Genomic DNA, 26,183 nt, shown 5'->3' on the forward strand with positions numbered 1-26,183 from the left:
ACGGCTCACGCCCCCGCAACCGGACCCACCCCGCCTTCGACAGTTCTCTGCGATCTGTCGGAACAGCTCGTTGGGTATCGATATCTGACAGATTTCATCCAAGCACGGCGTGGATATACCCGATCGCGGGAATCTGTCAGAGGTGGGGCGGTGTCGGAGTGCGGGGTGTCAGCCGCATGGGCCCGAGGCATGCCTCGGGCGGGTTGGGCAGGACGCCCAACCCCGGTCTTGCCGTGTGCGCAGGAAAGCGCACACGAGCAAGCGGCTGCCAAGCCTACACGGACGTACTTGCGGCGTCCCCGCACTCCGACACCGCCCCGCCCATCCACGGAAGGCACGCTCTTGCTGCTGCTGTTGCTGTTGCCGGCCAGCGGCCGGCACTACCGTGGGTGCAGGGCTGCAAGCCCTGCACACAAAAAACCCCGCTTGCGCGGGGTTCTCTGTGTGTTGCGTGCAGCGCGAACGCTTATGGGCGACGGGCCAGGGCCTCGACGTCCTTCGCCTTCGGCAGCAGGTCCTGCTTGCTCACGCGCAGCACACCAATCGTCAGCATCGGCACCGCCACCAGGATCGAGGACAGCACCACGATCACCGCGCCGATCATGTGCGTCTCGGCCAGCCCTTCCATCGAGCTGCCGCCGTACAGGTACAGGGCAAGCGCCGACAGGAAGAACATCACGGCAGTGATCACCGTACGCGACAGCGTCTGGTTGATCGAACGGTTCAGCACTTCCATCGAGTCCACGCGCAGGCTGCGGAAGTTCTCACGGACGCGGTCGAAGACCACGATGATGTCGTTGATCGCAAAGCCCATCACCGACAGCAGGCCGGCCAGCACGGTCAGGTCGAACTCACGGCCCAGCAGGGACACGTAAGCGACCGTCACGATCAGGTCGAACATCGCCACGATGCTGGCGGTGACCGCGAACTTCCACTCGAAGCGCACCGCGATGTAGATCAGGAAGCCGGCCAGCATGAAGATGGTGGCATACAGGCCATTCATCGCCAGGTCCTTGCCTATCTGCGGGCCCACGAACTCGTTGCGGAGCACGGTGGCCTGATTGTCGGCAGTGGACAACGCCTTCACCACGGCAGCGGCCGTGGCCTTGTCCTCGTGGGCGGCGTCGCCGGTACCCGGAGCATGCTCGCCGTGCGGGGCCAGGCGGATCAGCAGGTCGGTGTTGCCACCGACGCTCTGCACCTGGGCGCCTTCGAAGCCACTCTGCTCGAGCTTGGTGCGGACCTGCTCAACATCCACCGCCTTGTCGAAGCGGGCTTCGATCAGGGTGCCTCCGGTGAAGTCCAGTGCGTAGTTGAAGCCCTTGATGCCGATGATGGCGACCGAGGCCAGGAACACCACGATGGTGACTGCCATGGCGACATGGCGCCAACGCATGAAGTCGATCTTGGTGTCGTTCGGGAGGATGTGCAGCGGAAACAGTTTCATTGTGCGTGTCGTCCCGTCAGATGGCCACGTTCTGGAGCTTCTTGCGGCGGCCGTAGATCAGCGTCGCCAGCGCACGCGACACGGTGATCGCGGTGAACATGGAGGCGAAAATACCGATGATCATGGTCAGCGCGAAGCCCTTCAGCGGACCGGTACCGAATGCAAACAGCGCCACGCCGACGATCAGGCCGGTCAGGTTGGCGTCGAGGATGGTGCCCGAGGCACGCTCGTAACCGGTCACGATCGCCGTCTTGCCCGGCACGCCGGCTCGCAGCTCTTCACGGATACGCTCGTTGATCAGCACGTTGGCGTCCACCGACAGGCCGACCGACAACGCCAGGCCGGCAAAGCCCGGCAGGGTCATGGTGGCACCGAACAGCGACATCACCGCCACTACGATCAGCAGGTTGAACAGCATCGCTGCCGAGGTGATCACACCGAACATGCGGTAGTACACGCTGAAGAACACCAGGGTGAACAGGAACGCGAACACCACCGCGCGCATGCCGTTCTTGACGTTCTCGGCGCCGAGGCTCGGGCCGACCACGCGCTCCTCGACGAAGTCCATCGGCGCAGCCAGCGAACCCGACTTCAGCAGCTTGGCCAGGTCTTCGGCTTCCTTCTTCTGCAGGCCGGTGGTCTGGAAGTTCTTGCCGAACACGCCGTTGATGTTGGCCACCGAGATCACTTCCTCGTTGACCTTGAAGCCACGCACTTCCTGGCCGTCGACGACGGTTACGGTCGGCACGCGCTCGGTGTAGACCACCGCCATCGGCTTGTTCACGTTGGCGCTGGTGAAGTCGAACATGCGCTGGCCACCGACGTTGTTCAGCGTCACGCTGACGGCCGGCGAGCCGCTGTTCGAATCGGTCACCGCCTGCGCACCGACCATCTGGTCGCCGGTGACGATCACGCGCTTGTTCAGCAGGATCGGGCCGCGGCCGTCACGCTGCTGGTAGACCTTCGCTTCCGGCGGAATGCGGCCGGAGTTGATGGCGTCCTGCGCATTGCCTTCAACCACCGCACGGTACTCCAGGGTGGCGGTGGCACCGATCATGCGCTTGGCTTCGGCGGTGTCCTGCACGCCCGGCAGCTGCACGACCACACGGTCGGCACCCTGGCGCTGGATGATCGGCTCGGCCACGCCGAGCTGGTTCACGCGGTTGCGCAGGGTGTTGATGTTCTGCTCGATGGCGCCGTTGGCGATCTGCGTGATCTCGGTCTCCGGCACGGTGACCGTGATGCGGTTGCCGCTGACGTCATAGCCGAGGGTCGGCTGTGCCTTGACCAGCGCGGCGCGGGCACGCTGCGCGGCGTCATCGCCGGCGGATGGGCTCAGGTTGGCCACGATGCTGTTATCGGCGCGGCGTTCCACCGACTGGTAGGCGATGCGCGCGTCACGCAGGGTGCTGCGCACGTCTTCGGTATAGGCATCCAGGCGCTTGTCGAGGGCAGCCTTCTGGTCGACCTGCAGCACGAAATGCACGCCACCCTGCAGGTCCAGGCCCAGCACCATCGGGCGACCGCCGAGGTTGGCCAGCCAGTCCGGCACGGTCGAGGCCAGGTTCAGGGCCACGGTGTACTTCTCGCCGACGGTGTCACGCAGGGCGTCGCTGGCAGCGGACTGCGACTTCAGGTCCGACAGGCGGACGATCAGGCTTTCCCCTTCCTTTTCGGCACCGATGGTGGCGATGCCGGCCTTTTTCAGGTCGGCCAGCACACGGTCGCGCAGCGCATCGTCGATCTGCCCGCCACGGTTGGCGGTGATCTGGATGGCCGGGTCCTTCTGGTAGATGTTGGGCAGCGCATACAGCGCGCTGAGCGCCAGTACGATCAGGATGACGACGTACTTCCAGCGTGGAAATTCGAGCATTGCTTGGGTCCCGCGCGGCGCCATCCCCGGCGCCGCGGTTGTGCTTCGGAAAGGGAGTGGCTTACTTGGCCGAATCCAGGGTGCCGGTCGGCAGCACGCTGCCGACAGCGCCCTTCTGCACGCGGATGCGCACGTTGTCGGCCACTTCGACGGTGATGAAGTGGTCGCCAATGTCGGTGACCTTGCCGGCGATGCCGCCGTTGGTCAGCACTTCATCGCCGCGCTTGATCTTCTCCAGCATGGCCTTGTGCTCCTTCTGCCGCTTCATCTGCGGGCGGATCATCAGGAAGTACATGATGGCGATCAGGATGATCGGGAACAGCAGCGTGGTCAGGCCCATGCCCTGCGGTTGGCCGCCGGCGGCCTGGGCGTGGGCGGCGGGAATCAGGAAAGCAAGCAGGTTCATCGTTGGTCCTTTGGTTGGGCGGCGCTCCCGTCCCTTGAGGGGCGGGGGTGTCGACCGCGGATCTGGGTCAGCCTTGAAGTATGCCACGGCCCCGGGCGTTCGTCCTTGGGCCGTTCGGCAGGGGGGCGTCGGGGTTACAGCGGCGGGGCCACCGCTCCGCGTGCCGCGTAGAAGGACTCGCGGAATGCCAGGAAGGTTCCCGCCTCGATCGCGGCACGGATGTCGGCCATGAGCTTTTCGTAATAGAACAGGTTGTGCAGGGTGCCCAGCATCGGCGCCAGCATCTCGTTGCAGCGGTCCAGGTGGCGCAGGTAGGACCGGGTGTAACCGCCGGTGCAGGCCACGCAGCCGCAGCCCGGCTCGATCGGGTCCATGTCCCGCGCGTACTGGGAATTGCGGATGCGAACGGTGCCGAACGAGGTGAAATAGTGGCCGTTGCGCGCATTACGGGTCGGCATCACGCAGTCGAACATGTCCACGCCGCGCGCCACGCCCTCGACCAGGTCCTCCGGCCGGCCCACGCCCATCAGGTAACGCGGCCGGTCGCCCGGCAGCTCCGGATCCAGGTGGTCGAGCATGGCATTGCGCTCGTGCTCCGGCTCGCCCACGGCCAGGCCGCCGATGGCGTAGCCGTCGAAGCCGATCGCCTGCAGGGCGTCGGCCGAGCGGCTGCGCAGGTCGGTGTGCACGCCCCCCTGGACGATGCCGAACAAGGCCGCGTCGTTGCCCAGCTCGTCATGCGCGTTGCGGCTGCGCTGGGCCCAGCGCAGGCTCAGCTCCATGGAACGGCGGGCAACGTCTTCGGTGGCCGGGTACGGGGTGCACTCGTCGAAGATCATCACGATGTCCGAATCGAGCACCTTCTGGATCTTCATGCTCTCCTCGGGACCGAGGAACACGCGGGCGCCGTCGGTGGGCGAGGCAAAGGTCACGCCCTGCTCGGTGATCTTGCGGCGGTGGGCCAGCGAGAACACCTGGAAACCACCCGAATCGGTCAGGATCGGGCCATCCCAGCGGCAGAAGCCGTGCAGGCCGCCGTGGTCGGCGATGATGTCCAGGCCCGGGCGCAGGTACAGATGGAAGGTGTTGCCGAGGATGATCTCGGCGCCCAGTGCACGCACCTGGTTCGGCAGGATGCCCTTGACCGAGCCATAGGTCCCGACCGGCATGAAGGCCGGCGTTTCCACCGTGCCACGCGGGAAGGTCAGGCGGCCACGGCGGGCACGGCCGTCGCGGGTCTGGAGCTGGAACTGCAGTCGGGACATGGAGCGGTCATTCAGGCAAATAGTCGCTCATTGTCTCCCAAAACCGGGGCGACCGCCCATTCAGGCCTGAACGGCACGGCAGGAGAGCCACGCCATGCGTGGCTTTCCTGGTCTCCAGGCACCTGCAAGTGCGCACCAACGGTGCGCACCCACCACAAGCAGGCAGAGGTCAGCGCCCTACCCCGCTTGCGGGAACAGCAGCATGGCGTCGCCGTAGCTGAAGAAGCGGTAGCGCTGCTCGATCGCGTGCTGGTAGGCCTCGAACACGCGGTCCTTGCCTGCAAACGCCGAAATCATCATCAGCAGCGTGCTTTCGGGCAGGTGGAAATTGGTCACCATCGCGTCGACGCTGCGGATGCGGTAGCCCGGGGTGATGAAGATCTGGGTCTCGCCGGCGAACGGCAGCAGTTCGCCATCGCGCATCGCGCTTTCCAGCGCGCGCACCACGGTGGTGCCGACGCCGATCACCCGGCCGCCGGCGGCGCGCGTGCGCCGCACCTGCTGCACCAGTTCGGCGCCGACGTTCAGCCACTCGCGGTGCATCACGTGGTCCTTCAGGTCATCGGCGCGCACCGGCTGGAAGGTGCCCGCACCCACATGCAGAGTGACGTGGCCGAACGCCACGCCCTTGTCCTTCAGCGCCGCCAGCAGCGGCTCGTCGAAATGCAGGCCGGCAGTCGGTGCCGCCACCGCGCCCACCTCGCGCGCGAACACGGTCTGGTAGCGCTCGCGGTCGTCCACGCCCGGCTCGCGCTGGATGTAGGGCGGCAGCGGCAGGCGGCCGGCGTGCAGCAGCCACTGTTCCAGCGATTCCGGCACATGGAACTGCAGCACGTAGAACTCGCCATCGCGGCCCAGCACCTTGGCTTCGCCACCGGCATCCAGCGCGATGCGGCTGCCGGCCTTCGGCGACTTGCTGGCGCCGACCTGCGCACGCGCCTGCTGAGCGCCGAGCAGGCGCTCGATCAGGATCTCCACGCGGCCGCCGCTGGCCTTCTGCCCGAACAGGCGCGCCGGAATCACCCGGGTGTCGTTGAACACCAGCAGGTCGCCCGGCTGCAGCAGCGACGGCAGGTCGCGCACCTGCAGGTCGGTGAAGGCACCGGGCGCCGGTGGTACCACCAGCAGGCGGCTGGCGGAACGTTCGGCCAGGGGAGCCTGCGCGATCAGTTCAGCCGGCAGGTCGTAATGGAAATCGGACTTCTTCAAGGCGGTGGGCGGCAACAGGTCGACAATGGCGCGCATTGTACGTCCAGCGTCTGCGAGCCGGCGCACTTCGCGGCGAACGTCGCGCAAAATGCTGCTATGCAGCAGGTTTCTACGGGGTTATCGCGCAAAAAAACAAGTGCTAGCATCGAACCGGAAGTCCGCTGCACGAGCCTGCCCCAAGCGCGCGTGATGACGCGCGTTTTGCTTTTGATGGCCCGTGCGACCCATTGTTTCAGGAGATCTGCAATGAGCTTCATCGAACGCCTCGCCCCCCTGCGCAACCAGCCCGGCACCCGCCTCACCACCGGCCTGGACGATGCCACCCTGACCGCCCTGTCCGCCAACCACCCGCAGCTGATCGCCGCAGTGGACGCCGCCGCCGAGGAATTCGCGCGCGTGCAGGCCGACCTGGGGCCGCTGCTGGCGCAGGACGAACAGGCACAGATCGACGCGATGCAGGACGGATTCGTCAATTTCTATGCCGATGACGCGGTAACCCCCTACGTGGCGCTGGCCGCGCGCGGCCCATGGGTGGTCACCCTGAAGGGCGCCGTGCTGTACGACGCCGGCGGCTACGGCATGCTCGGCTTCGGGCACACCCCGGACGCCGTGCTGGAAGCCATGGCGCGCCCACAGGTGATGGCCAACATCATGACCCCCAGCCTGTCGCAGCAGCGCTTCATCACCGCCCTGCGTGCCGAGATCGGCCACCGCCGTGGCGGCTGCCCGTTCGCCCGTTTCATGTGCCTGAATTCCGGCTCCGAAGCCGTCGGCCTGGCCGCGCGCATCGCCGACGTCAACGCCAAGCTGCAGACCGATCCTGGCGCACGTCACGCCGGCGCTGCGATCAAGCGCGTGGTGGTCAAGGGCAGCTTCCATGGCCGTACCGACCGCCCTGCCCTCTATTCGGATTCCAGTCGCAAGAGCTACATGCAGCACCTGGCCAGCTACCGCGGCGAGGACTCGGTGATCACCGTGGCGCCTTACGACGAGGCCGGGCTGCGCAAGGTGTTCGAGGATGCCGCGCGCAACCAGTGGTTCATCGAAGCCGTATTCCTGGAGCCGGTGATGGGCGAGGGCGACCCGGGCCGTTCGGTGCCGCCGTCGTTCTATGCCGTTGCCCGTGAGCTGACCCGTGCACACGGCAGCCTGCTGCTGCTCGACTCGATCCAGGCAGGCCTGCGCGCGCATGGCGTGCTGTCGGTGGTCGATTACCCCGGCTTTGAAGGCCTTGACCCGCCGGACATGGAGACCTATTCCAAGGCGCTCAACGCCGCGCAGTACCCGCTGTCGGTGCTGGCGGTGACCGAGCATGCCGCGCAGCTGTACCGCAAGGGCATCTACGGCAACACCATGACCAGCAATCCGCGTGCGCTGGACGTGGCCTGCGCCACCCTGGCCCAGCTGACCCCACAGGTACGCGCCAACATCGCCGAACGTGGCGCCGAGGCCGTGCGCAAGCTGGAACAGCTCAAGAGCGAGCTGGGTGGCCTGATCACCAAGGTGCAGGGCACCGGGCTGCTGTTCTCGTGCGAGCTGGCGCCGCAGTTCAAGTGTTACGGCGCCAACTCCACCGAGGAATGGCTGCGCCAGCACGGCATCAACGTGATTCACGGTGGTGAGAACTCGCTGCGCTTCACCCCGCACTTCGGCATGGACAGCCAGGAGCTGGACCTGCTGGTCGGCATGGTGGGACGTGCCCTGCGTGAAGGCCCGCGCCGCGAGCAGGCCGCGGCGGCGTAAGCCGCCGCTTACGTACGTAGAGCCGAAGGCAGCGGCAGGGGCCGCTGCCAACGTCGCTGGCGACGGCCCGAAGGGTGCCGGTCAGGACGACCGGCATGGCCCATTCTCGGCTGGCGTTTGCCGCGATCTGAACGAAGAGCAGCCGAGCATGGCTCGGCTCTACAGAAGGGCTCATAATCCAAGGACACCCCGTCTCTGACCGCCTTGCGGTCGGTGACGGGGCGTTTTCGTTTCCGGTCAAGAGACAGAAGATCCATGAAATCGATCTGTGTGTACTGTGGTTCCAACGCTGGCAGCAAGCCGGCCTACACCGAACGCGCCATTGCCCTGGGTGATCGCATCGCCCGCGATGGCCTGCGCCTGGTGTATGGCGGCGGCAACGTTGGCCTGATGGGCACCGTGGCCAACGCCGTGCTCGCCGCTGGCGGCGAGGTGACCGGCGTGATCCCGCGCCAGCTGGCCGACTGGGAAGTGGCCCACCGCGGCCTGACCGAACTGGAGATCGTCGGCTCGATGCATGAGCGCAAGTCGCGCATGTTCGACCTCGCCGATGGCTTCGTTGCCCTGCCCGGTGGCTTCGGCACCATGGAAGAGATCTTCGAGATGCTGACCTGGCGCCAGCTGGGCATCGGCAACAAGCCCTGCGCGTTCCTGGATGTGGAAGGTTTCTACGCGCCGCTGATCGGCATGATCGACCGCATGGTGGAAGAGCGTTTCCTGCATCCGGACCAGCGCCAGGACCTCTGGTACGGCTCGGACATCGAGGAAATGCTGGTGTGGATGCAGAACTACCAGCCGGCCCAGGCCTCGAAGTGGATCGACGAGAAACGTCGCTCGGCTCTGCGCTGAAGTGAACCGTCGCGGTGGCTCACGCCAGCGTCCGCGCCCACGGTGCGGGACGGCCCAGCAGGTATCCCTGGCCATAGTCGCAACCGAGTTCGCGCAGTGTCTGCCGCTGCGCCTCGGTCTCGATGCCTTCGCCAATGGTTTCGATGCCCAGGGTGCGGGCCAGTGACAGCACGCCTTCGACCAGCGCGCGCGTGCTCTGCACTTCCGGCCCGTGCAGGCCGGCGATGAAACTCTGGTCGATCTTCAATGTACTGATCGGGAATCGGTGCAGGTAGGACAGCGCAGAGAAGCCGGTACCAAAGTCGTCCAGCTGCACCTGGATGCCACGCTCGCGCAGGCCCTGCAGGATGCGCAGCGTGTGCGGCGCATCGTCCAGCAGCGCGACCTCGGTAATCTCCAGCCGCAGCCGGCGCGGATCGGCGCCACACGCGTCGAGCAGGCCGAACAGGCGGTCGCTGAACTCGGCCGAGCGGAAATGGCGCGGCGAAACGTTCACCGAGACATAGCTCTGCCCACCTTCGGCCAGGCGCGCGATGACCTGCTCGTAGATCAGCCAGTCGACCTGTTCGATCAGGCCGCTTTCCTCTCCCAGCTCCAGGAACGCGCCAGGCAACAGCAGGCCACGACGCTCGTGCTGCCAGCGGAGCAATGCCTCATGTCCCACCACTTCGCCATCGGACAGGCGCACGATCGGCTGGAAGAACGGAACGAAATCACGGTTGTTGATCGCGCGGCGCAGATCGGCTTCCAGGTCGAGGCTGCGCATGGCCTGTTCGCGCATGTCCTCGTCGAAGATCGCGCAGCGGTCATGGCCCTGTGCCTTGGCCCGGTACATCGCCGCATCCGCATCACGCAGCAGTTCCTCGCCGGTACGGTAGCGCGGATTCCACAACGCGATGCCCAGGCTGCCGGACGGGAACAACTCGCGGCCGGCGATCCATATCGATTCCTGCAATGCCAGCAACAAGCGCTGGCCGAAATCCAGCGCCTGTGCCAGGCCCTGCGGGCATTGCAGCAGCACCGCGAATTCATCACCGCCCAGCCGTGCCACTACGTCATCAGCACCGGCCATCGATACGATGCGCTTGGCCACCTCCACCAGCATGCGGTCACCCGCGGCGTGGCCGATGCTGTCGTTGACCAGCTTGAAGCGATCCAGGTCGAGGAACAGCACGGCGAACACCGGCCCACCCTCGCGCTTGGCCAGCGCAAGCGCATCCTGCAGGCGATCGAGCAGGTGCAGCCGGTTGGGCAGGCCGGTCAGCGCATCGTGCATGGCCTGATGGGTCAGGCGTTGCTCGGCCCGCAGGCGCTCGCCGATCTGGCCGAGCAGCTTCTCGTTGACCTCGGCCAGCTCACGCGTGCGTTCCTCCACGCGCTTTTCCAGTTCGGCATGCGCCAAACGCAGCCGTTGCTGGTCGCGCTGGCGCGCCAAGCCGGTTCCGATGTTCTGCGCAACGAACGTCAGCAGCCGCTGATCGTGCACGCTGAACGTACTGTTCTCGCTGTAACTCTGCACCACGATCGCACCGACCACCTCGTCATCGCGCAGCAGCGGCACGCCCAGCCAGCAATGCGAGCGCGCGCCGGATTCACGCACCTCGCCACTGGCCAGCAACGCATCGATCTGGGCGCGTGAGGCCAGTAGGGGCCGCCGGTTGCGCACCACGTATTCGGTCAGGCCGCGACTGAACGGACGAGGTGCACGGCTGGCATTGTGCTCGTCCACCGAATAGACGAAGTCCAGGCCGTTGCCGCTTCCGTTCACCAGCGCGATATAGAAGTTGCGCGCATCGAGCAGGCGCCCGACCACGCCATGCACCTGCCCGTAGAACTGGGCCAGGCTGTCGGCCGACATCGCCATTTCGGCAATGTTGTACAGCGCGGTCTGCAGTTGCTCGGCGCGCCGGCGCTCCGCCACTTCATCCTGCAGGCTGCGGTTGGCACGCTGCAGTTCCAGCGTGCGCCGCTCCACCTGTTGCTCCAGCCGGACCTGCGCCTGGCGCCGGTCCATCGCAGTCTGCACGTGCTGCGCGACAAAGCCCAGCAACGCCCGCTCGGCCTCGCCATAACGGGCCGCCAGCTTATAGCTCTGCACCACGATTGCGCCGCATACCCGGCCATCGCGCAGCATCGGCACACCCAGCCAGTCCAGGCTCTCGGGGCCACGCTGCGGGTCGTGCTCCTGCTCGACCACGCGTGCCAGAAGTTCGCGCGAGGGTCCGCTGAGCGGCTTGCCGTGGCGCAGCAGCGCGACGGTCAGGCTGCGCGGCATCTCGGCGGCGTCATGGCTCTGCGACGGGTCGGCGACGAAATCGTCGACCTGGTCGGCGAAGTACAGGAAGCGGATCTGGTCACGCACATCATCGTATTCAACGATGTAGCAGTTCTCCGCATACATCAGCGTGCCGAGCACGCCGTGCACGTGACGCAGCATCTCCGACATCTCCAGATCGGCGCCGGCCAGATCGGCGATCTGGAACAGCGCCTGCTGCAACCGTTCAGCCTCTTCCAGCGCCTTGATCTGCCCGGCCTGGCGGCCACGCTGCAGTGCCAGTTCCATGGCCTGACGGGCCAGCCCCCACCACGCCGCGGAAGGCACGGCGCCTTCCACCGACAGCTGCAGGCGTGCACCGTCATGTTTCCAGCCATGGCAGCCGTCGCCGATGCCCGGCGCAGTGAACGCGCCTGCCGCCCCGTCGGCCGGCCACCCGTCCTGACCACGCCCGAGCTGCGGGTCGTCCCAGCCGACGCGGACCACAGCCGTTTCCGGCAAAAGCGCATGCAACGCGCGCACCAGCGCCGTGCTCAGCACGGCCTCGTGTGGTGGCTCTTCCGCCGGTTCAGCATGCGTGGACAAATGACAATCTCTTGGCGCCGTCTATGCGTCGCCTCCCCTGAGCCGACGAGCATAGCGCGCCACCCGGGGGGCAATGGAAGCCCGTAAACCCCGAATCGTGCGCCCGTACGTTTTTCCTGCCGTCCGCAGCCCCTTCCGAGCCATGACCCTCGCCCTGCCCGCCCCTGCCACCGGCTATGCGCCATCGCCTGCAGGCCTTACCCTGTACGCCGTGGAAGCCAGCGCACTGCCAACCGATGAAGCCTTGATGCTGGCCTGGGCCGGCGGCGACCTGCACGCGTTCGAAAGCCTGTATGCGCGCCATCGCAAACGACTGTTCGGCTTCCTGCTGCGCCAACTGCGCGACAACGCGCTGGCCGAGGAGATCTTCCAGGACGTCTGGCAGCGGGTGATCAGCGCCCGTGCCGGGTGGCAGCCCGAAGCGGCGTTCAGCACCTGGCTGTTCCGCATCGCCCACAACCGCCTGAACGACCATTGGCGCGCCGCCCGCCATCGCCCTGCCGCGCCGGCCGACGCCGACCTGCGCCTGGCCGCGATCGAGGACGGGCAGACCCCGGAAGCCGAACTTTCCGAATTCGAACAACGTCGCCGCATCCAGCTGGCGATGGAGCAATTGCCGCCGGAGCAGCGCGAAGTGCTGCAACTGCGGCTGGATCAGGAACTGAGCCTGGAGGAGATCGGCCAGATCACCGGCGTAGGCCGGGAAACCGTGAAATCGCGGCTGCGCTATGCGATGGACAAGCTGCGTGCGGGATTGAACGCATGAACCGAGACGAACCGCTGACGCCGGAAGAACGCGAGCTGGCCCGGCTGCTCGGCCGTCGCGCCGAGCAGGCACCACCGGCCGCACTGGACGCCGCCATCCTGGCTGCGGCGCGTGCCGCCGTGGACGCTCCGGGTACCGATGTTGCCGCCTCTCCCGAGGCGCCGCGCAAGCAGCGCACAGGCCCGCGTTGGCCAGCGGTGTTCGGCATCGCCGCTTCGATGGTGTTCGCCATCGGCATCGCCTGGCAGCTGCGTCCTGAACCGCCGCCGGTTCCGGCGGGCGAGACTGCTGTTGCCGCAGCACCGGCTGCGGCAGAAGACGTCGCGGCTGCCGATCAGGCCGCTGGAAGTGGTTCGGCCCACAGCGCAGTGGCGGTTGCGGAACCAGCCGCTGCGCCGGCAGCACCCGAGTCCGCCCCTGTTTCCGCTGCCCCGGCACCGGCCATCGCGCGTGCGCACAAGCCTGCGCCGGCCAAGACCGCTGAAGTGCCTGCCCAGGCCGCACGATCCAAGGCTGCGGATGCGGCCGCCGACACCTCCTTTGCGACGCTCCCGCCCGCTCCGGCTGCAGCACCGCCAGCGCCACCTGCACCGACCGCCTACTCGGCACCCGCACCGGCATTCGCGCCAGCAGCGTCCGGGGCAATGAAAGCACGCACGGCCGAGGCCTCGGCAGCCAATGCCGCCGAGGCCTCGGCCGAGCGGGCGCAGGCGCTGGATCGGGTGGAGATCACCTCGATGAAGCGTGAGGCGCCCAGCCGTTCCGCACCGGGCATCATGCGCCGCGGCAGCGATGCGGGCCTGAGCGCGGATGCCGTGCAGGCCGAGGTGGACGCCGACGCGCGACTGCCGCGCCGGCAGTGGCTGCAGAAAATCCGCGCGCGTCGCGACGACGGCCAGCGCGATCTGGCCCGCGCCAGCCTGGAGCGCTACGTGCAGCAGTATCCGGAAGCCCGCCTGCCGCGCGACCTGCGCCCGTTGCTGGACGACTGAAGCAGAACGTGATCTCCGGCGACCCCGTAGAATGACGGGAATGCTCGATACCCTCGCCCAGCCTGTCAGCCACACGCTGGAAGTCAAACACAGTCGTTTCATCGCCCATGCTGCGCCGATCGACAGCGCCGCAGCGGCCATGGCGATCCTGCAGCAGGTTGCAGCAGCCGACGCGACCCACAACTGCTGGGCCTACCGGTACGGCCAGGACTACCGCTCCAGCGACGACGGCGAGCCCGCTGGAACGGCCGGACGACCGATCCTGGCGGCGATCGATGGCCAGGGGTTCGACCGCGTGATGGTGGTGGTGACGCGCTGGTTCGGCGGCATCAAGCTGGGCGCCGGTGGACTGGTGCGCGCCTACGGTGGCGCTGCCGCCGAGTGCCTGCGCACCGCCCCCCGCCTGCCCCTGGTGGCGATGGCCCGGCTGCAGCTGCTGGCCGGCTTCGAGGACCTGGGCACCCTGCACGCCACCCTGCCCGCCTTCGGCGCCGGGAAGCTCGATGAACGGTTCGATGCCAACGGCGTGTGCCTGCGGGCCGAATTGCCGGCCGATCAGGTCGATGCATTGAAAATCCGCCTGCGCGACGCCACCCGTGACCGTATCCGCATACAAGACGACACCCAGGATGACTGACAAGGACGACGCCCCTGCCTCGACCCCGCCGCTGCGCCGCCTCGGCAGCCTGCGGACGTTGTGGCCGTTCGTGCGCCGCCATAGCGGGTTGTTCACCGCCTGGCTGCTGGCCCTGGCGGTTTCTTCGGCCGCCACGCTGAGCCTGCCCCCCGCCGTGAAGCAGATGATCGACCACGGCTTCACCAGCGGTGGCCAGATCAACCGTGCCTTCGCCCTGCTGATGCTGGTGGCGGTGGTGCTGGCACTGGCGACGGCCGCACGGTTCTTCTTCGTGTCGCTGCTGGGCGAGAAGGTCGTCGCCGACCTGCGCAGCCGCCTGTACGCACACCTGATCCAGCTCGGCGCCGGTTTCCACGACCGCAGCCGCAGCGGCGAACTGGTCTCGCGCCTGACCGCCGACAGCGAACTGCTGCGCAGCGTGGTCGGCTCGACCATGTCAGTCGCCCTGCGCAGCAGCGTCACCGTGGTCGGCAGCCTGGCGATGCTGTTCGTCACCAGCCCGCGGCTGGCCGCGTGGTCACTGCTCGGCATCCCGCTGGCGGTGCTGCCGATCATCATCGGCGCGCGCAAGCTGCGCACGGTTGCGCGCAGCAGCCAGGACCGCATCGCCGATGCCAACAGCCTGGCCAGCGAGACGCTGGGCGCCGTGCGCACGGTGCAGGCGCATGCGCGCGAGCCCTATGAGCGCGGGCGCTTTGACAAGGCGCTGGGCGATGCCATCAGTGCCGCACGCCGGCGCATCGGTGCGCAATCGCTGGTTACCGCCAGCGCCATCCTGCTGGTATTTGGCGCCATCGTTGGCGTGCTGTGGCTGGGCGCGCACGATGTCATCGACGGACGCCTCAGTGCCGGCACGCTGGGCCAGTTCGTGTTGTACGCGCTGATCGGCGGCGGCTCGGTGGGCGCCCTGGCCGAAGTGTGGAACGAGCTGCAGCGTGCGGCCGGTGGCATGGGCCGTATCGGCGAGCTGCTGCAGGAAGACATCGAGATCCGTGCGCCGGCGCAGCCGCACGCACTGCCACAACCGCTACGCGGCGAAATCCAGTTCGACGACGTGGTGTTCCACTACCCGCAGCGCCCGGACCAGGCCGCGCTGGACCACTTCAATCTGCATGTGCGCCCGGGTGAGACCGTGGCCCTGGTCGGCCCGTCGGGCGCAGGCAAGAGCACGGTGCTGTCGATGCTGCTGCGCTTCCACGATCCGGCCAGCGGCCGCATCTGCGTGGATGGCATCGACGTGCGCCAGGTCGATCCGGCCGAGCTGCGCGCGCAGCTGGCACTGGTACCGCAGCAGCCGACGCTGTTCGCAGCCAGTGCACGCGACAACATCCGCTACGGCAGGCTGCAGGCCAGCGACGCCGAGGTCGAGGACGCCGCACGTGCAGCAGAGGCCGATGGCTTCCTGCGGGCATTGCCGCAAGGCTACGACAGTGAGCTGGGCGAACGCGGTGCGCGCCTGTCCGGTGGCCAGCAACAGCGCGTGGCGATCGCCCGCGCGTTGCTGAAGAATGCGCCGATCCTGCTGCTGGACGAAGCCACCAGCGCGCTGGATGCGCAGAGCGAGCATGGCGTGCAGCAGGCGCTTGAGCGGCTGATGGCCGGTCGCACCACGCTGGTCATCGCCCACCGCCTGGCCACCGTGCTCAAGGCCGACCGCATCGTGGTGATGGACCAGGGCCGTATCGTCGCCGAAGGTACCCATGCGCAGCTGCTGGCCGAAGGCGGACTGTACGCTGAACTGGCACGACTGCAGTTCATCGATTGATGACGGCCGGCTAACATCGGCAAGACCAAGCTGGCCGCGCACCCGCAGCATCCGCTGAAGGAGGTACGCGATGTCGTTCCGTCAGTTCCCCGCCGTCGACAGTAATGGCGAAAGCCACATCATTATCGAATTCAAGCCCGAGGCGAACGGCAGCGGGCACCACTCCGAAGCCACGCCGCGCTATGAGCTGGATGACGGGCGCCAGCTGGTGCGCAATGGACGCGAGTTCACCACCAGTGGTGGTGAACTGCGGTTGACGATTTGAGGTTCGCCGGGCATGGCCCGGCGCTACCGCATTCGTGCTGCTCCGCGCTCGCGCTACCGGATCTCCATCCTCCGCTCTGGTAGGTGTCGACCTGGGTCGACACGCTTGTCGCCAAAAGCAGTCGAGCATGGCTCGACCCTACAAAGAAGCGTGGCCAATTTTTCGCCAGGCATCTTGACAGCCTTTGCCAACAAGGGCTGAGCGAGGTTATCCACACATTTGCTCAGGATCCATCCACACCACCTGTGGATGAATGTAGTCAGCCGAGCACCCGCCCGATGCCGCTGGCATCCACTTCCGCGGCCGCCCGGGTGATCGCGGCCGGATCACTGCCGGCGATGAACCCGATGCGGAAGTGCACTTCGCCGCCGGGCGTACGTGAGGAATGGATCGAGGCCAGGCTGATGCGATGCTGCTCGAACACGTTCAGCAGCTCGCGCAGCGAGCCGGGCCGGTCTTCCGGCAGGTGCACCGACAGCGCGTTGCGCTCGGTCAGATCGGCCAGCAGATAGCCCACGCGTTCGAACGTATAGTTACCGTCCGCCAGCGCCTGCTCACCGAAAGCACTGCGATTGGCCGACAGCAGCTGCTCGCGGAAGGCATCACGTGCACGGTCGTCCCCCTGCCCGACCTGCGCCTGCAGGGCCTGCAGCTGGCCCACCAGCCGCTCCAGCATCGGCGCCACATACGGGTTGCCGAACTGGATGTCTTCGTAGATCGCCGGGTTGAGCGACAGGATGCGCGAAATGATCGCCGTATCCAGCTCGAACGATGCCGAACGGTACGGCATCATCGCAGCCAGATCGCCCAGCTGCGGCTGGTACTGGCGCAACACGCCGGCCTGGGCCAGATGGGTGGCATGCACCAGCGCCATCATCTGGTCGTGGTGCTGCGGCGTGGCCCGCACGCACTCGGCCTGCAGCGCAGCGCACAGCGTATCGACCCACGCCTGCCAGACCTGCAGCCGCGCTTCGCAGACCACCATCACCCGCCCCTTCAGGGTCGGCGCCTTGGGTGGCGCGGTCATCGGGTGCAGGCCGACCACTTCGGCCTGCGACGCCAGCATCGCCTGCACCGGCGCCTCCTTTACCGAGGTCACATCCAGCCACAGCCTGCCCTGCTCGCGGCCCTCCGATTGCCGCACGTACTCGGCAATCAACGCCGGGGTGTGCCGGATCGGTGCCGAGAACACCAGCACATCGGCCTGCGCCAGCAGGTGTTCCGGCGTGTGCGACCCAGGGTCGGCCGGATCGTGGCCGATCACCTGCAGCTGCAGGTGCTGCTGGAAGAAGCGGGTCAGCCAGCGCCCGTAGGCGCCAGCGCTGCCGACGATGCCGACCGTGCGCGGCGTGCGTGGGTCCAGGCCGCTCATGCCACGCGTTCGGCGCGGAAGCGCATTCCTTCGGCCAGCGCCGCCGGCGCGGCGGCGACCACGTCGAATTCCTCGAAGCCGTTGTCCAGGGTCGCCTCCAGCGCCGCATGGGTGCCGGCAATCGCACGCGAAATCGCCTGCTGCATCGATTCGCCGCGCAGCAGGAACGACACCACCAGCGACATCAGCACATCGCCGGTACCCGCCACGTCCACCGGCAGCAGCGGCGAGGTCCAGCGCCAGGTTTCCTCGCGGCCGACGGCCAGGGTCACCAGTTCACCCGGGGTGCCGCCCACGCTGTGCGCGATCACCCAATGCGGGCCGCGATCCAGCAGCGTGCGCGCGGCGGCGAGGGCATCGGCCTCGGCCAGCGCCGGCATGCCGGTCAGGCGATTCAGTTCGAAAGCGTTCGGCGTCACCAGCCAGGCATGCGGCAGCAGGCGCTCGGCGAAGATCGCTTCCAGCCCGGGTTCCACGTAGGGGCCGGTGTGCGTGTCGCCAATCACCGGGTCCAGGCAATAGCGCAGCTGCGGGCAGCCCGGCAGGATCTCGTCCAGCCAGTCTGCGAAGGCGGCACCGTTGGCGGTGCTGCCGAAGTAGCCGGAGACCAGCATCTTCGCCCGCTGCGGCAGGCCGCGTTCGTGGGTGCCCAGCAGCAGGTCGGCGAACCAGTCGGCCGGCAGCACGCGGCCACGCGTGGTGTCGTAGAACGGCGCGTTGCTGAGAAGCACCGTCGGAATGCTTGCCACACGCACGCCCAGCGCGCGCATCGGCGGTACGGCAGCGCTGTTGCCGGCGTGGCCGTAGACAAGTTGCGACTGGACCGAGATGACATCGATCGGCGACGGGCCGTCGGGCCGCTGGCGGCGGCCGTGGACCAGGTGGTTATCAAGGGATTCGCTCATGGTCGCATTCTACGCCCAAGGGGGTTTTCGGCAGGGCTTGCAGCCCTGCACCTGCCGAAGCTGCAAGCAACGACAACGGCAAAAGCGAGCTATCCGTGGGGTGGCGGGGCGGTGTCGGAATGCGGGGACGCCGCAAGTACGTCCGTGTAGGCTTGGCAGCCGCATCCATGCGGCTGACACCCCGCACTCCGACACCGCCCCGCCTTCGACAGGTTCACGCGGCTGTTGGTAACTGCGGCTGTTGGTGGGTGTCGACCTTGGTCGACACATCTGTCAGATATCGAATGAATTCATCCACGCATGGCATGGGTCTACCGTGTCGACCAAGGTCGACACCTACCAGAGCAGTACACCGTTCCGACAAATCGCAGGAAACTGTCGAAGGCGGGGTGGGTCCGGTTGCGGGGGACGCCGTGAATACGTCCCTGTAGGCTCGGTCGCGCCATCCATGGCGCTCACGCCCCCGCAACCGGCCCCCCCCCGCCAATCCACGGATAGCGCGCTTCGTCTGTTGCCGTTACTTCGGCAGGTGCAGGGCTGCAAGCCCTGCCCCCCCCTCAGTGAGCAGCAGGCCGCGACGGCGGCAGCCACGCCGCCACGATGCCCAGCAACGGCAGGAACGCGGTCAGCTGGTAGACGTACTCGATGCTGGTCCTGTCCGCCAGCAGGCCGAGCACGGCGGCACCCAGCCCGCCCATACCGAACGCGAAACCGAAGAACAGGCCGGACACCATGCCGATGCGGTGCGGCATCATCTCCTGCGCATAGACCACGATCGCCGAGAACGCCGAAGACAGCACGAAGCCGATCAGTACCGCGAGCACCGTGGTCCACAGCAGATCGGCATGCGGCAGCATCAGCGCGAACGGCGCCACGCCGAGGATCGAGGTCCAGATGATCGGCTTGCGGCCGATCCGGTCACCCAACGGGCCGCCGAGGAAGCCGCCAGCGGCCGACGCCACCAGGAACGCGAACAGGTGCAGCTGCGCCTGCGCCACCGGAATGCCGAAATGGTGGATCAGGTAGAAGGTGAAGTAGCTGCCGATGCTGGCCATGTAGAAGTACTTGCTGAAGATCAGCACCAGCAGGATCGCCAGCACCTTGGCCACCGTGCGTGGTGGATGGCGCGGCGCCATCGAGGCGGTACTGGCTGGGCGCGGCGTGCCCAGATGCAGCGCGTACCAGCGGCCGACATAGGTCAGCAGCGCGATGCCGATCAGGGCCGCGCCTGCGAACCACGACGCGGCATGCTGGCCGTACGGCACGATCACTGCCGCCGCAATCAGGGGGCCCAACGCGGTACCGAAATTGCCCCCCACCTGGAACACCGACTGCGCGAAGCCATGACGGCCGCCCGAGGCGAGCCGCGCGATGCGCGAGGCCTCCGGATGGAAGATCGCCGAGCCGATGCCGACCATTGCCGCTGCCAGCAGCACCATCGCGTAGTTCGGTGCGAAGCCGAGCAACAGCATCCCGCACAGGGTCGAAGCCATGCCGATCGGCAGCGAATACGGTGCCGGGCGGCGGTCGGTGGCTACACCGATCAACGGCTGGAAGATCGACGCAGTGAGCTGGTAGGTCAACGTGATCAGGCCGATCTGGGTGAAGCTGAGATTGAAGCCGCCCTTGATCACCGGATAGATGGCCAGGATCAGCGACTGCATCATGTCGTTGACGACGTGCGAGGTGGAAATGGCGGCCAGCACGCCGGGGGCCGCCGGGCGTGAGGTCGTTGCGGGAGAAGCCAGGGTCGACATGGACGCAGTCAGGTTGGGGGCGAGCCACGCATGCTACGGTTGCCCCTCCCTCCCTTCTGCCGCGTTCAGGTCATGCCCTATCGCAAAAAGGACATTGCCAGTGACGTCGATCCGGCCGCGCCCTGGCGGGAGGTTCCACTGCATCGCCCGGTCACCTATCGGGTTACCCAGTACCCGGTAGGTACCCACATTCCGGGGCACAAGCACCAGCGCCACCAGCTGGTCTACGCCATCTCCGGCCTGATGGTGGTGCGCTCGGAAGTCGGCCGCTGGGTGGTGCCCTCGAACCGCGCGATCTGGATGCCGGCCGGCATGGTGCACGCGGTGGACTGCATCGCCGCCGTGCACATGCGCAGCCTGTACATCGACCCGTCGTTCGCCCCGCACCTGCCGGCCGAACCGTTCGCGGTGCAGGTCTCTCCCCTGCTGCGCGAGCTGCTGCAGGCCGCCACGCTGGTCAAGGGCGAGCACATCGAGGACAGCCGCGATGGCCGCGTGGTCCGCCTGCTGCTGGATGAGCTGCACCGCATGGACGTGCTGCCGTTGCACCTGCCCGCGCCAACCGACCCGCGCCTGCAGCGGATCTGCCTGCACCTGCAGAAGCACCCGGGCGATGACGCCACGCTGCAGGACTGGGCGCAGGCGCTGGAGGTGGACGTGAAAACCATCCAGCGGCATTTCGCCAACGAGCTGGGCATGACCTTCGGCCAGTGGCGGCAGCAGGCACGGCTGCTGGCCGCGATGGAACGGCTGGCGGTCGGCGACAAGGTCATCGATGTCGCGCTGGCGACGGGCTACGACAGCCCCAGCGCGTTCACCAGCATGTTCAAGCGCCAGCTGGGGCAGACACCTGCGGCGTTTTTCCGGTAACGCCGTCCACGCATGGCGTGGATCCACCATCGCGGCGCATGCCCGGCGGAAACCATCGCGGATCGCAAACGAGAACGCCGGGCATGGCCCGGCGCTTCCGCTCAACGCTTCGGTTGAAAAACTCAGGACGTCATCCGGTCCCAGAAGCCCTTCACGCCGTCGATGAAGGTGGCCGACTTCGGCGAATGCTTGCGCGCTTCCTCGCCGACGAAGGTGGCTTCGAACTGCTCCAGCAGCTTGCGCTGTTCGGTGGTGAGGTTGACCGGAGTCTCCACCACCACGCGGCAATACAGGTCGCCTTCGCTGCGGCTGCGCACCGAACGCACACCCTTGCCGCGCAGGCGGAACAGCTTTCCAGTCTGGGTCTCGGCCGGAATGCGGATCTCCGCTTCGCCGCCGAGGGTAGCCACGCGCACGGTGTCACCCAGTGCCGCCTGCGAGATGCGGATCGGCACTTCGCAGTGCAGGTCGTCGCCATCGCGCTGGAAGATCGCATGCTCGCGCACGCGCACTTCCACGTACAGGTCGCCCGGCGGCGTACCGGCCGGCCCGGCTTCACCCTCGCCCTGCAGGCGGATGCGGTCACCGGTATCGACGCCCGCCGGCACCTTCACCGACAGCACCTTGTCTTCCTCGACGCGGCCGTTGCCGTGGCAGGTCTTGCAGGGCTTGGCGATGATCTGGCCTCGGCCGCCGCAGTTGTGGCAGGCCTGCTGCATGGCGAAGATGCCGCGCTGGATGCGCACCTGGCCGCGGCCATGGCACACATTGCAGGTCTCGACCTTGCCGTCCTCGGAGCCACTGCCATCGCAGTCGCTGCACTCGGCCAGGGTCGGAATCTCGATGCGGCGCTCGACGCCGCGCACGGCTTCTTCCAGGTCCAGCTCCATCACGTAGCCGATATCGGCGCCGCGACGGGCCTGGCGCGGGCCACCGCCGCCCCCGCCAAAGATGTTGCCGAAGATATCGCCGAAGATATCGTTCATGTCCGGGCCACCCGGGCCGCCGCCGCCCATGCCGTGCTCGAACGCGGCGTGGCCGTGGCTGTCGTACATGCGGCGCTTGTTGCCGTCGGACAGCACTTCGTAGGCTTCCTTGCACTCCTTGAAGGAGGCCTCGGCCGCCGCATCACCCGGGTTGCGGTCCGGATGGAACTTCATCGCGCAGCGACGGTACGCCTTCTTCAGCTCGTCGTCGGTGGCGGTGCGGGCAACGCCCAGCACTTCGTAGTAATCGCGCTTGCTCATATCGTGAATCGGGTTCCGGAAAGTCGGGATTCGTCAAAGCGGAAGAGCGGAACCAGGTCCGCTCTTGCGTCGGGCGCCCCGACACGCCGGTGGGCGGTCAGGACCCTGATGCGACAACGGGACGCTGGTGGCCAGCGTCCCGCGTCGGTCCGGATCAGGACTTCTTGTCGTCCTTGACTTCGGTGAACTCAGCGTCGACCACGTCATCCTGCGCCTTGCCGGCATTGCCGGCGTCGGCCCCCGGGGCACCGCCCTGGTCGGCCGAAGCAGCGGCGAACAGCGACTGGCCAGCTTCTTCCAGTGCCTTCGACTTGGCTTCGATCTGTGCCTTGTCGTCGCCCTTCATCGCGGTTTCCAGGTCGGCCAGCGCTGCCTCGACCTTGCCGATGACATCGCCGCCGACCTTGCTGCCGTGCTCGGTGATGGCGCTGCGGGTGCCGTGGATCAGGGCGTCGGCCTGGTTGCGGGCCTGCACCAGTTCCTGGAACTTCTTGTCTTCTTCGCGGTTGGCTTCCGCGTCGGCAACCATGCGCGCGATCTCCTCCTCGGACAGGCCCGAACCGGCCTTGATCTCGACCTTCTGTTCCTTGTTGGTCTTCTTGTCCTTGGCCGACACATGCAGGATGCCGTTGGCGTCGATGTCGAAGGACACTTCCACCTGCGGCAGACCGCGCGGGGCCGGCTCGATGCCGGACAGGTCGAACTTGGCCAGCGACTTGTTGAAGCGGGCCTGTTCGCGCTCACCCTGCAGCACGTGCACGGTCACGGCCGACTGGTTGTCCTCGGCGGTGGAGAACACCTGCGAGGCCTTGGTCGGGATGGTGGTGTTCTTCTCGATGATCTTGGTGAACACGCCACCCATGGTTTCGATACCCAGCGACAGCGGGGTCACGTCCAGCAGCAGCACGTCCTTGACGTCGCCGCCCAGCACGCCGCCCTGGATCGCCGCACCCAGTGCCACGGCTTCGTCCGGGTTGACGTCCTTGCGCGGTTCCTTGCCGAAGAACTCGGTCACCGCCTGCTGCACCTTCGGCATGCGGGTCTGGCCGCCGACCAGGATCACTTCGCTGATGTCGCTCGAACGCAGGCCGGCATCGTTCAGGGCGACGCGGCACGGCTCGATCGACTTCTTGATCAGGTCGTCCACCAGTGCTTCCAGCTTGGCGCGGGTCAGCTTGATGTTCAGGTGCTTCGGACCCGACGCGTCAGCGGTGACGTACGGCAGGTTCACTTCGGTCTGCTGGGCGCTGGACAGCTCGATCTTGGCGCGCTCGGCAGCATCCTTCAGGCGCTGCAGGGCCAGCGGATCCTTGCGCAGGTCGATGCCCTGGTCCTTGTTGAATTCTTCAACCAGGTACTCGATGACGCGGTTGTCGAAGTCTTCGCCACCCAGGAAGGTGTCGCCGTTGGTGGCCAGCACTTCGAACTGCTTCTCGCCGTCGACATTGGCGATCTCGATCACCGAGACGTCGAAGGTGCCGCCGCCCAGGTCGTACACCACGATCTTGCGATCCTTGTTGTCGCCCTTGTCCAGGCCGTAGGCCAGCGCAGCCGCGGTCGGCTCGTTGATGATGCGCTTGACGTCCAGGCCGGCGATGCGACCGGCGTCCTTGGTCGCCTGGCGCTGGCTGTCGTTGAAGTAGGCCGGCACGGTGATGACCGCTTCGGTGACCTTCTCACCGAGGAAGTCCTCGGCGGTCTTCTTCATCTTCTCCAGCACCTTGGCCGAGATTTCCTGCGGGGCCATCTTCTTGCCGTCGCTGGTGGCGACCCAGGCATCGCCATTGTCATGGGCCAGGATGCTGTACGGGACGTGGGCAATGTCCTTCTGCACCTCGCCATCGGTGAACTTGCGGCCGATCAGGCGCTTCACCGCGTAGAAGGTGTTCTTCGGGTTGGTCACGGCCTGGCGCTTGGCCGAGGCACCGACCAGGACTTCGCCGTCCTTGGTGTAGGCGACGATCGACGGGGTGGTGCGATCGCCTTCCGAATTCTCGATGACGCGGGCCTTGCCGCCGTCCATGATCGCCACGCACGAGTTGGTGGTGCCGAGGTCGATACCAATGATCTTGCCCATGGGGGAGACTCCTGAGGATGCTTGTTGGGGTCAGTCCGGCCGTTCGGCCGGTGGATGAATACGATGTGGGGGAGGCCCGTGGAACATTCAAGCCACCTCCCGAACGCTGTGTTTCCGGTCGCCCGGCGCGTTCAGCGTCGGGCCGGGTCGCAGGTCATTCCCGCCGCCCGGCCCGGCAGGGTCAGTCGGCGGCCACCACCACCAGCGCCGGCCGCAGCAGGCGCTCGTTGAGCAGGTAGCCCTTCTGGAACACGGTCACCACGCTGCCCGGGGCAGCGCCCGGGGTCGGCGCCTGGCTTATGGCCTGGTGGTGCTCCGGGTTGAACGGCTGGCCGATCGGGTCCAGCAGGACCAGGCCGTTGTCGGCAGCGACCTTGAGCAGCTGCTTGTAGGTCAGCTCCAGGCCTTCGCGCAGCGGGTGCGGATCGTCGCCGGCGGCCTTCAGGCCGGCATCCAGGCTGTCGAACACCGGCAACAGCTCGCCCAGCAGCTTCTCGTTGGCGAACTTGCGGGCCTGCTCGATGTCACGGGCAACGCGCTTGCGCTGGTTTTCCAGGTCGGCGCGCTCACGCAGCGCATCGGCCTTGACCTGCTCGACTTCGGCGCGCAGACGCTCGACTTCGTCGTTGACGCCGGCGGTGGCAGCCGCATCGGCGGCACTCTGCTGGGATTCGATATCTGGATGTTCGTGGTTCATGTCTGGGTCCCTGGCGGTCACTCTCCGCCTCCACCCACCCTAGTGTGGGCGGGATGCTGCGTTTCAAGCGTCGGATGTTCCCGGCGTGCGTCCGGCCGGCGAAAAGGCCGCGCCAAGCACATCGGCGGTGGCCTGGACCAGCGGGATCACCCGGTCGTAGGCCATCCGCTTGGGACCGATCACGCCCAGCACGCCCAGCACCTGGCCATTGGCGGTATACGGGGCGGTGACCAGCGAGACGCCCTGCAGCGGCATCATTCCGGTCTCTTCGCCGATGAAGATGCGCACCCCCGGCGCCTGGATGGTCCGCTCCAGCAGCTGCAGGATCTCGCGCTTGCTGGAGAACAGCTCGAACAGTTCGCGCAGGCGCTCCAGGTCGGACAGGTCCTGCACGCCCATCAAGCGGGTCTGCCCGGCCACCAGCATGTCGTCGGCCGCCGGCTGCAGGGCCTGCTCGGCCAGTTCGATGCTGTGGGCCAGCAACTGCTCCAGTTCGGACCGGGCGTCGCGCAGCTCCAGCAGCAGGCGGGTACGGATCTCGGCCATCGGCAGGCCGGCGAAATGCGCATTGAGGTAGTTGGCGACCTGCTCCAGCTGGCCCGGCGCAAACTCCTGCCGGGTCTCGATCACCCGGTTCTGCACCTCGTTGTCGGCAAATACCAGGATCGCCAGCACCCGGCGCCCGTCCAGCGCCACGAAATCGATCTGGCGGAAGGCGAACTGCTCGCGCCGCGGTGCGCTGACCACGCCGACGAAGTGGCTCATCGCCGACAGCAGCTCCGAGGCGCTGCCGAGCAGGGCCTGGGTACTGCCGCCGCCGGCCAGCTCCTGGCGCAACCGGGCCAGCTCGCCCTCGCCCGGCGGCTGCATCTGCAGCAGGCTGTCGACGAACACCCGATAGCCATGCGCGGTCGGGACGCGGCCGGCCGAGGTATGTGGCGAGGCCAGCAGGCCCAGATCCTCCAGGTCGCCCAGGATGTTGCGGATGGTGGCCGGGCTGACCTCCAGGCCGGCCACGCGCGCCAGCGTCTGCGAGCCGACCGGCTCGCCGTCCTGGATGTATCGCGCGATCAGCGTGCGCAGCAGGTGGCGCGCACGCGGGGCAAGCTGGTCGGGAGAACCGTGCATGGAATCAACCTGTGAGACACGGACACTAGATAATGGCGGCGCATCGCCTTGGC

Annotated in this window: 21 protein-coding genes; 8 read left to right on the top strand and 13 right to left on the bottom strand. The window is 67.0% G+C overall.

Features of this window, described 5'->3' with window-relative positions; translation table 11 throughout:
* Positions 1-466 precede the first annotated feature (466 nt).
* From secF to queA, 5 genes are all read right to left on the bottom strand, one after another.
* On the bottom strand, positions 467-1,447 hold the full coding sequence (secF, locus tag AC2A1N_RS10135; protein WP_049413603.1) for a protein translocase subunit SecF: 981 nt from the start codon (positions 1,445-1,447) through the stop codon (positions 467-469).
* Positions 1,448-1,463: 16 nt separating this feature from the next.
* Positions 1,464-3,320, bottom strand: a complete 1,857-nt coding sequence (gene secD / locus AC2A1N_RS10140; RefSeq protein ID WP_005416202.1) for a protein translocase subunit SecD — start codon at positions 3,318-3,320, stop codon at positions 1,464-1,466.
* A 61-nt stretch (positions 3,321-3,381) separates the two neighbouring features.
* Positions 3,382-3,726: a preprotein translocase subunit YajC gene (yajC, locus tag AC2A1N_RS10145; RefSeq protein ID WP_005416201.1), complete on the bottom strand. Its 345-nt coding sequence runs from the start codon at positions 3,724-3,726 to the stop codon at positions 3,382-3,384.
* A 134-nt stretch (positions 3,727-3,860) separates the two neighbouring features.
* Entirely contained in the window at positions 3,861-4,991 is a 1,131-nt protein-coding gene (tgt, locus tag AC2A1N_RS10150) for a tRNA guanosine(34) transglycosylase Tgt (protein WP_242894239.1), read from the bottom strand.
* 177 nt (positions 4,992-5,168) lie between these two features.
* Positions 5,169-6,236, bottom strand: a complete 1,068-nt coding sequence (gene queA, locus AC2A1N_RS10155) for a tRNA preQ1(34) S-adenosylmethionine ribosyltransferase-isomerase QueA (protein WP_242894242.1) — start codon at positions 6,234-6,236, stop codon at positions 5,169-5,171.
* A 210-nt stretch (positions 6,237-6,446) separates the two neighbouring features.
* Between queA and AC2A1N_RS10160 the strand changes: the two genes are divergently transcribed.
* Both AC2A1N_RS10160 and AC2A1N_RS10165 read left to right on the top strand, forming a co-directional pair.
* Positions 6,447-7,943: an aminotransferase class III-fold pyridoxal phosphate-dependent enzyme gene (locus tag AC2A1N_RS10160; RefSeq protein WP_134968677.1), complete on the top strand. Its 1,497-nt coding sequence runs from the start codon at positions 6,447-6,449 to the stop codon at positions 7,941-7,943.
* Between the two features lie 255 nt (positions 7,944-8,198).
* The gene (locus AC2A1N_RS10165; RefSeq protein ID WP_005416197.1) at positions 8,199-8,792 is read left to right on the top strand and encodes an LOG family protein; all 594 of its coding nucleotides are present in this window, start codon (positions 8,199-8,201) and stop codon (positions 8,790-8,792) included.
* A gap of 19 nt (positions 8,793-8,811) precedes the next feature.
* Here the strand turns inward: AC2A1N_RS10165 and AC2A1N_RS10170 are convergent, their stop codons facing one another.
* Positions 8,812-11,652: a bifunctional diguanylate cyclase/phosphodiesterase gene (locus AC2A1N_RS10170; RefSeq protein ID WP_242894245.1), complete on the bottom strand. Its 2,841-nt coding sequence runs from the start codon at positions 11,650-11,652 to the stop codon at positions 8,812-8,814.
* A 247-nt stretch (positions 11,653-11,899) separates the two neighbouring features.
* On the opposite strand from AC2A1N_RS10170, the gene AC2A1N_RS10175 reads away from it, so the two are divergent.
* From AC2A1N_RS10175 to AC2A1N_RS10195, 5 genes are all read left to right on the top strand, one after another.
* Positions 11,900-12,418, top strand: a complete 519-nt coding sequence (locus AC2A1N_RS10175; protein WP_229298559.1) for an RNA polymerase sigma factor — start codon at positions 11,900-11,902, stop codon at positions 12,416-12,418.
* A complete protein-coding gene (locus AC2A1N_RS10180) occupies positions 12,415-13,410 on the top strand; it encodes a hypothetical protein (protein ID WP_242894248.1) in 996 nt (331 codons plus the stop codon). The genes AC2A1N_RS10175 and AC2A1N_RS10180 overlap by 4 nt, the downstream gene beginning before the upstream one ends.
* Before the next feature lie 40 nt (positions 13,411-13,450).
* Entirely contained in the window at positions 13,451-14,047 is a 597-nt protein-coding gene (locus AC2A1N_RS10185; protein ID WP_072168299.1) for an IMPACT family protein, read from the top strand.
* Positions 14,040-15,812 carry an ABC transporter transmembrane domain-containing protein gene (locus AC2A1N_RS10190; RefSeq protein WP_061477930.1) on the top strand — a complete coding sequence of 591 codons (1,773 nt, stop codon included), beginning with the start codon at positions 14,040-14,042 and terminating at the stop codon, positions 15,810-15,812. The genes AC2A1N_RS10185 and AC2A1N_RS10190 overlap by 8 nt, the downstream gene beginning before the upstream one ends.
* A 70-nt stretch (positions 15,813-15,882) precedes the next feature.
* Positions 15,883-16,077 carry a hypothetical protein gene (locus tag AC2A1N_RS10195; protein WP_005416191.1) on the top strand — a complete coding sequence of 65 codons (195 nt, stop codon included), beginning with the start codon at positions 15,883-15,885 and terminating at the stop codon, positions 16,075-16,077.
* Between the two features lie 259 nt (positions 16,078-16,336).
* On the opposite strand, the gene AC2A1N_RS10200 is transcribed toward AC2A1N_RS10195, so the two are convergent.
* The 3 genes from AC2A1N_RS10200 to AC2A1N_RS10210 form a co-directional block, all read right to left on the bottom strand.
* Positions 16,337-17,449 (bottom strand): prephenate dehydrogenase, encoded by a 1,113-nt coding sequence (locus tag AC2A1N_RS10200; RefSeq protein WP_484372194.1) that lies wholly within the window; start codon positions 17,447-17,449, stop codon positions 16,337-16,339.
* The gene (pdxY, locus tag AC2A1N_RS10205) at positions 17,446-18,354 is read right to left on the bottom strand and encodes a pyridoxal kinase (RefSeq protein ID WP_484372196.1); all 909 of its coding nucleotides are present in this window, start codon (positions 18,352-18,354) and stop codon (positions 17,446-17,448) included. Before pdxY ends, AC2A1N_RS10200 begins: the two co-directional genes overlap by 4 nt.
* Positions 18,355-18,911: 557 nt before the next feature.
* The gene (locus AC2A1N_RS10210; RefSeq protein ID WP_005416188.1) at positions 18,912-20,111 is read right to left on the bottom strand and encodes an MFS transporter; all 1,200 of its coding nucleotides are present in this window, start codon (positions 20,109-20,111) and stop codon (positions 18,912-18,914) included.
* A 72-nt stretch (positions 20,112-20,183) separates the two neighbouring features.
* Here AC2A1N_RS10210 and AC2A1N_RS10215 point away from each other — a divergent pair, with 72 nt between their 5' ends.
* Positions 20,184-20,981 carry an AraC family transcriptional regulator gene (locus tag AC2A1N_RS10215; RefSeq protein WP_154350564.1) on the top strand — a complete coding sequence of 266 codons (798 nt, stop codon included), beginning with the start codon at positions 20,184-20,186 and terminating at the stop codon, positions 20,979-20,981.
* Between the two features lie 122 nt (positions 20,982-21,103).
* Here the strand turns inward: AC2A1N_RS10215 and dnaJ are convergent, their stop codons facing one another.
* The 4 genes from dnaJ to hrcA form a co-directional block, all read right to left on the bottom strand.
* Positions 21,104-22,228, bottom strand: a complete 1,125-nt coding sequence (gene dnaJ, locus AC2A1N_RS10220; protein ID WP_061477935.1) for a molecular chaperone DnaJ — start codon at positions 22,226-22,228, stop codon at positions 21,104-21,106.
* Positions 22,229-22,382: 154 nt separating this feature from the next.
* A complete protein-coding gene (gene dnaK / locus AC2A1N_RS10225; protein ID WP_005416183.1) occupies positions 22,383-24,305 on the bottom strand; it encodes a molecular chaperone DnaK in 1,923 nt (640 codons plus the stop codon).
* 181 nt (positions 24,306-24,486) lie between these two features.
* The gene (grpE, locus tag AC2A1N_RS10230) at positions 24,487-25,002 is read right to left on the bottom strand and encodes a nucleotide exchange factor GrpE (protein WP_061477936.1); all 516 of its coding nucleotides are present in this window, start codon (positions 25,000-25,002) and stop codon (positions 24,487-24,489) included.
* 63 nt (positions 25,003-25,065) lie between these two features.
* Positions 25,066-26,130, bottom strand: coding sequence for a heat-inducible transcriptional repressor HrcA (hrcA, locus tag AC2A1N_RS10235; protein WP_005416180.1), 1,065 nt, complete (start codon positions 26,128-26,130; stop codon positions 25,066-25,068).
* Positions 26,131-26,183: the final 53 nt, after the last annotated feature.

Source organism: Stenotrophomonas maltophilia group sp. SKK55, assembly GCF_057179845.1.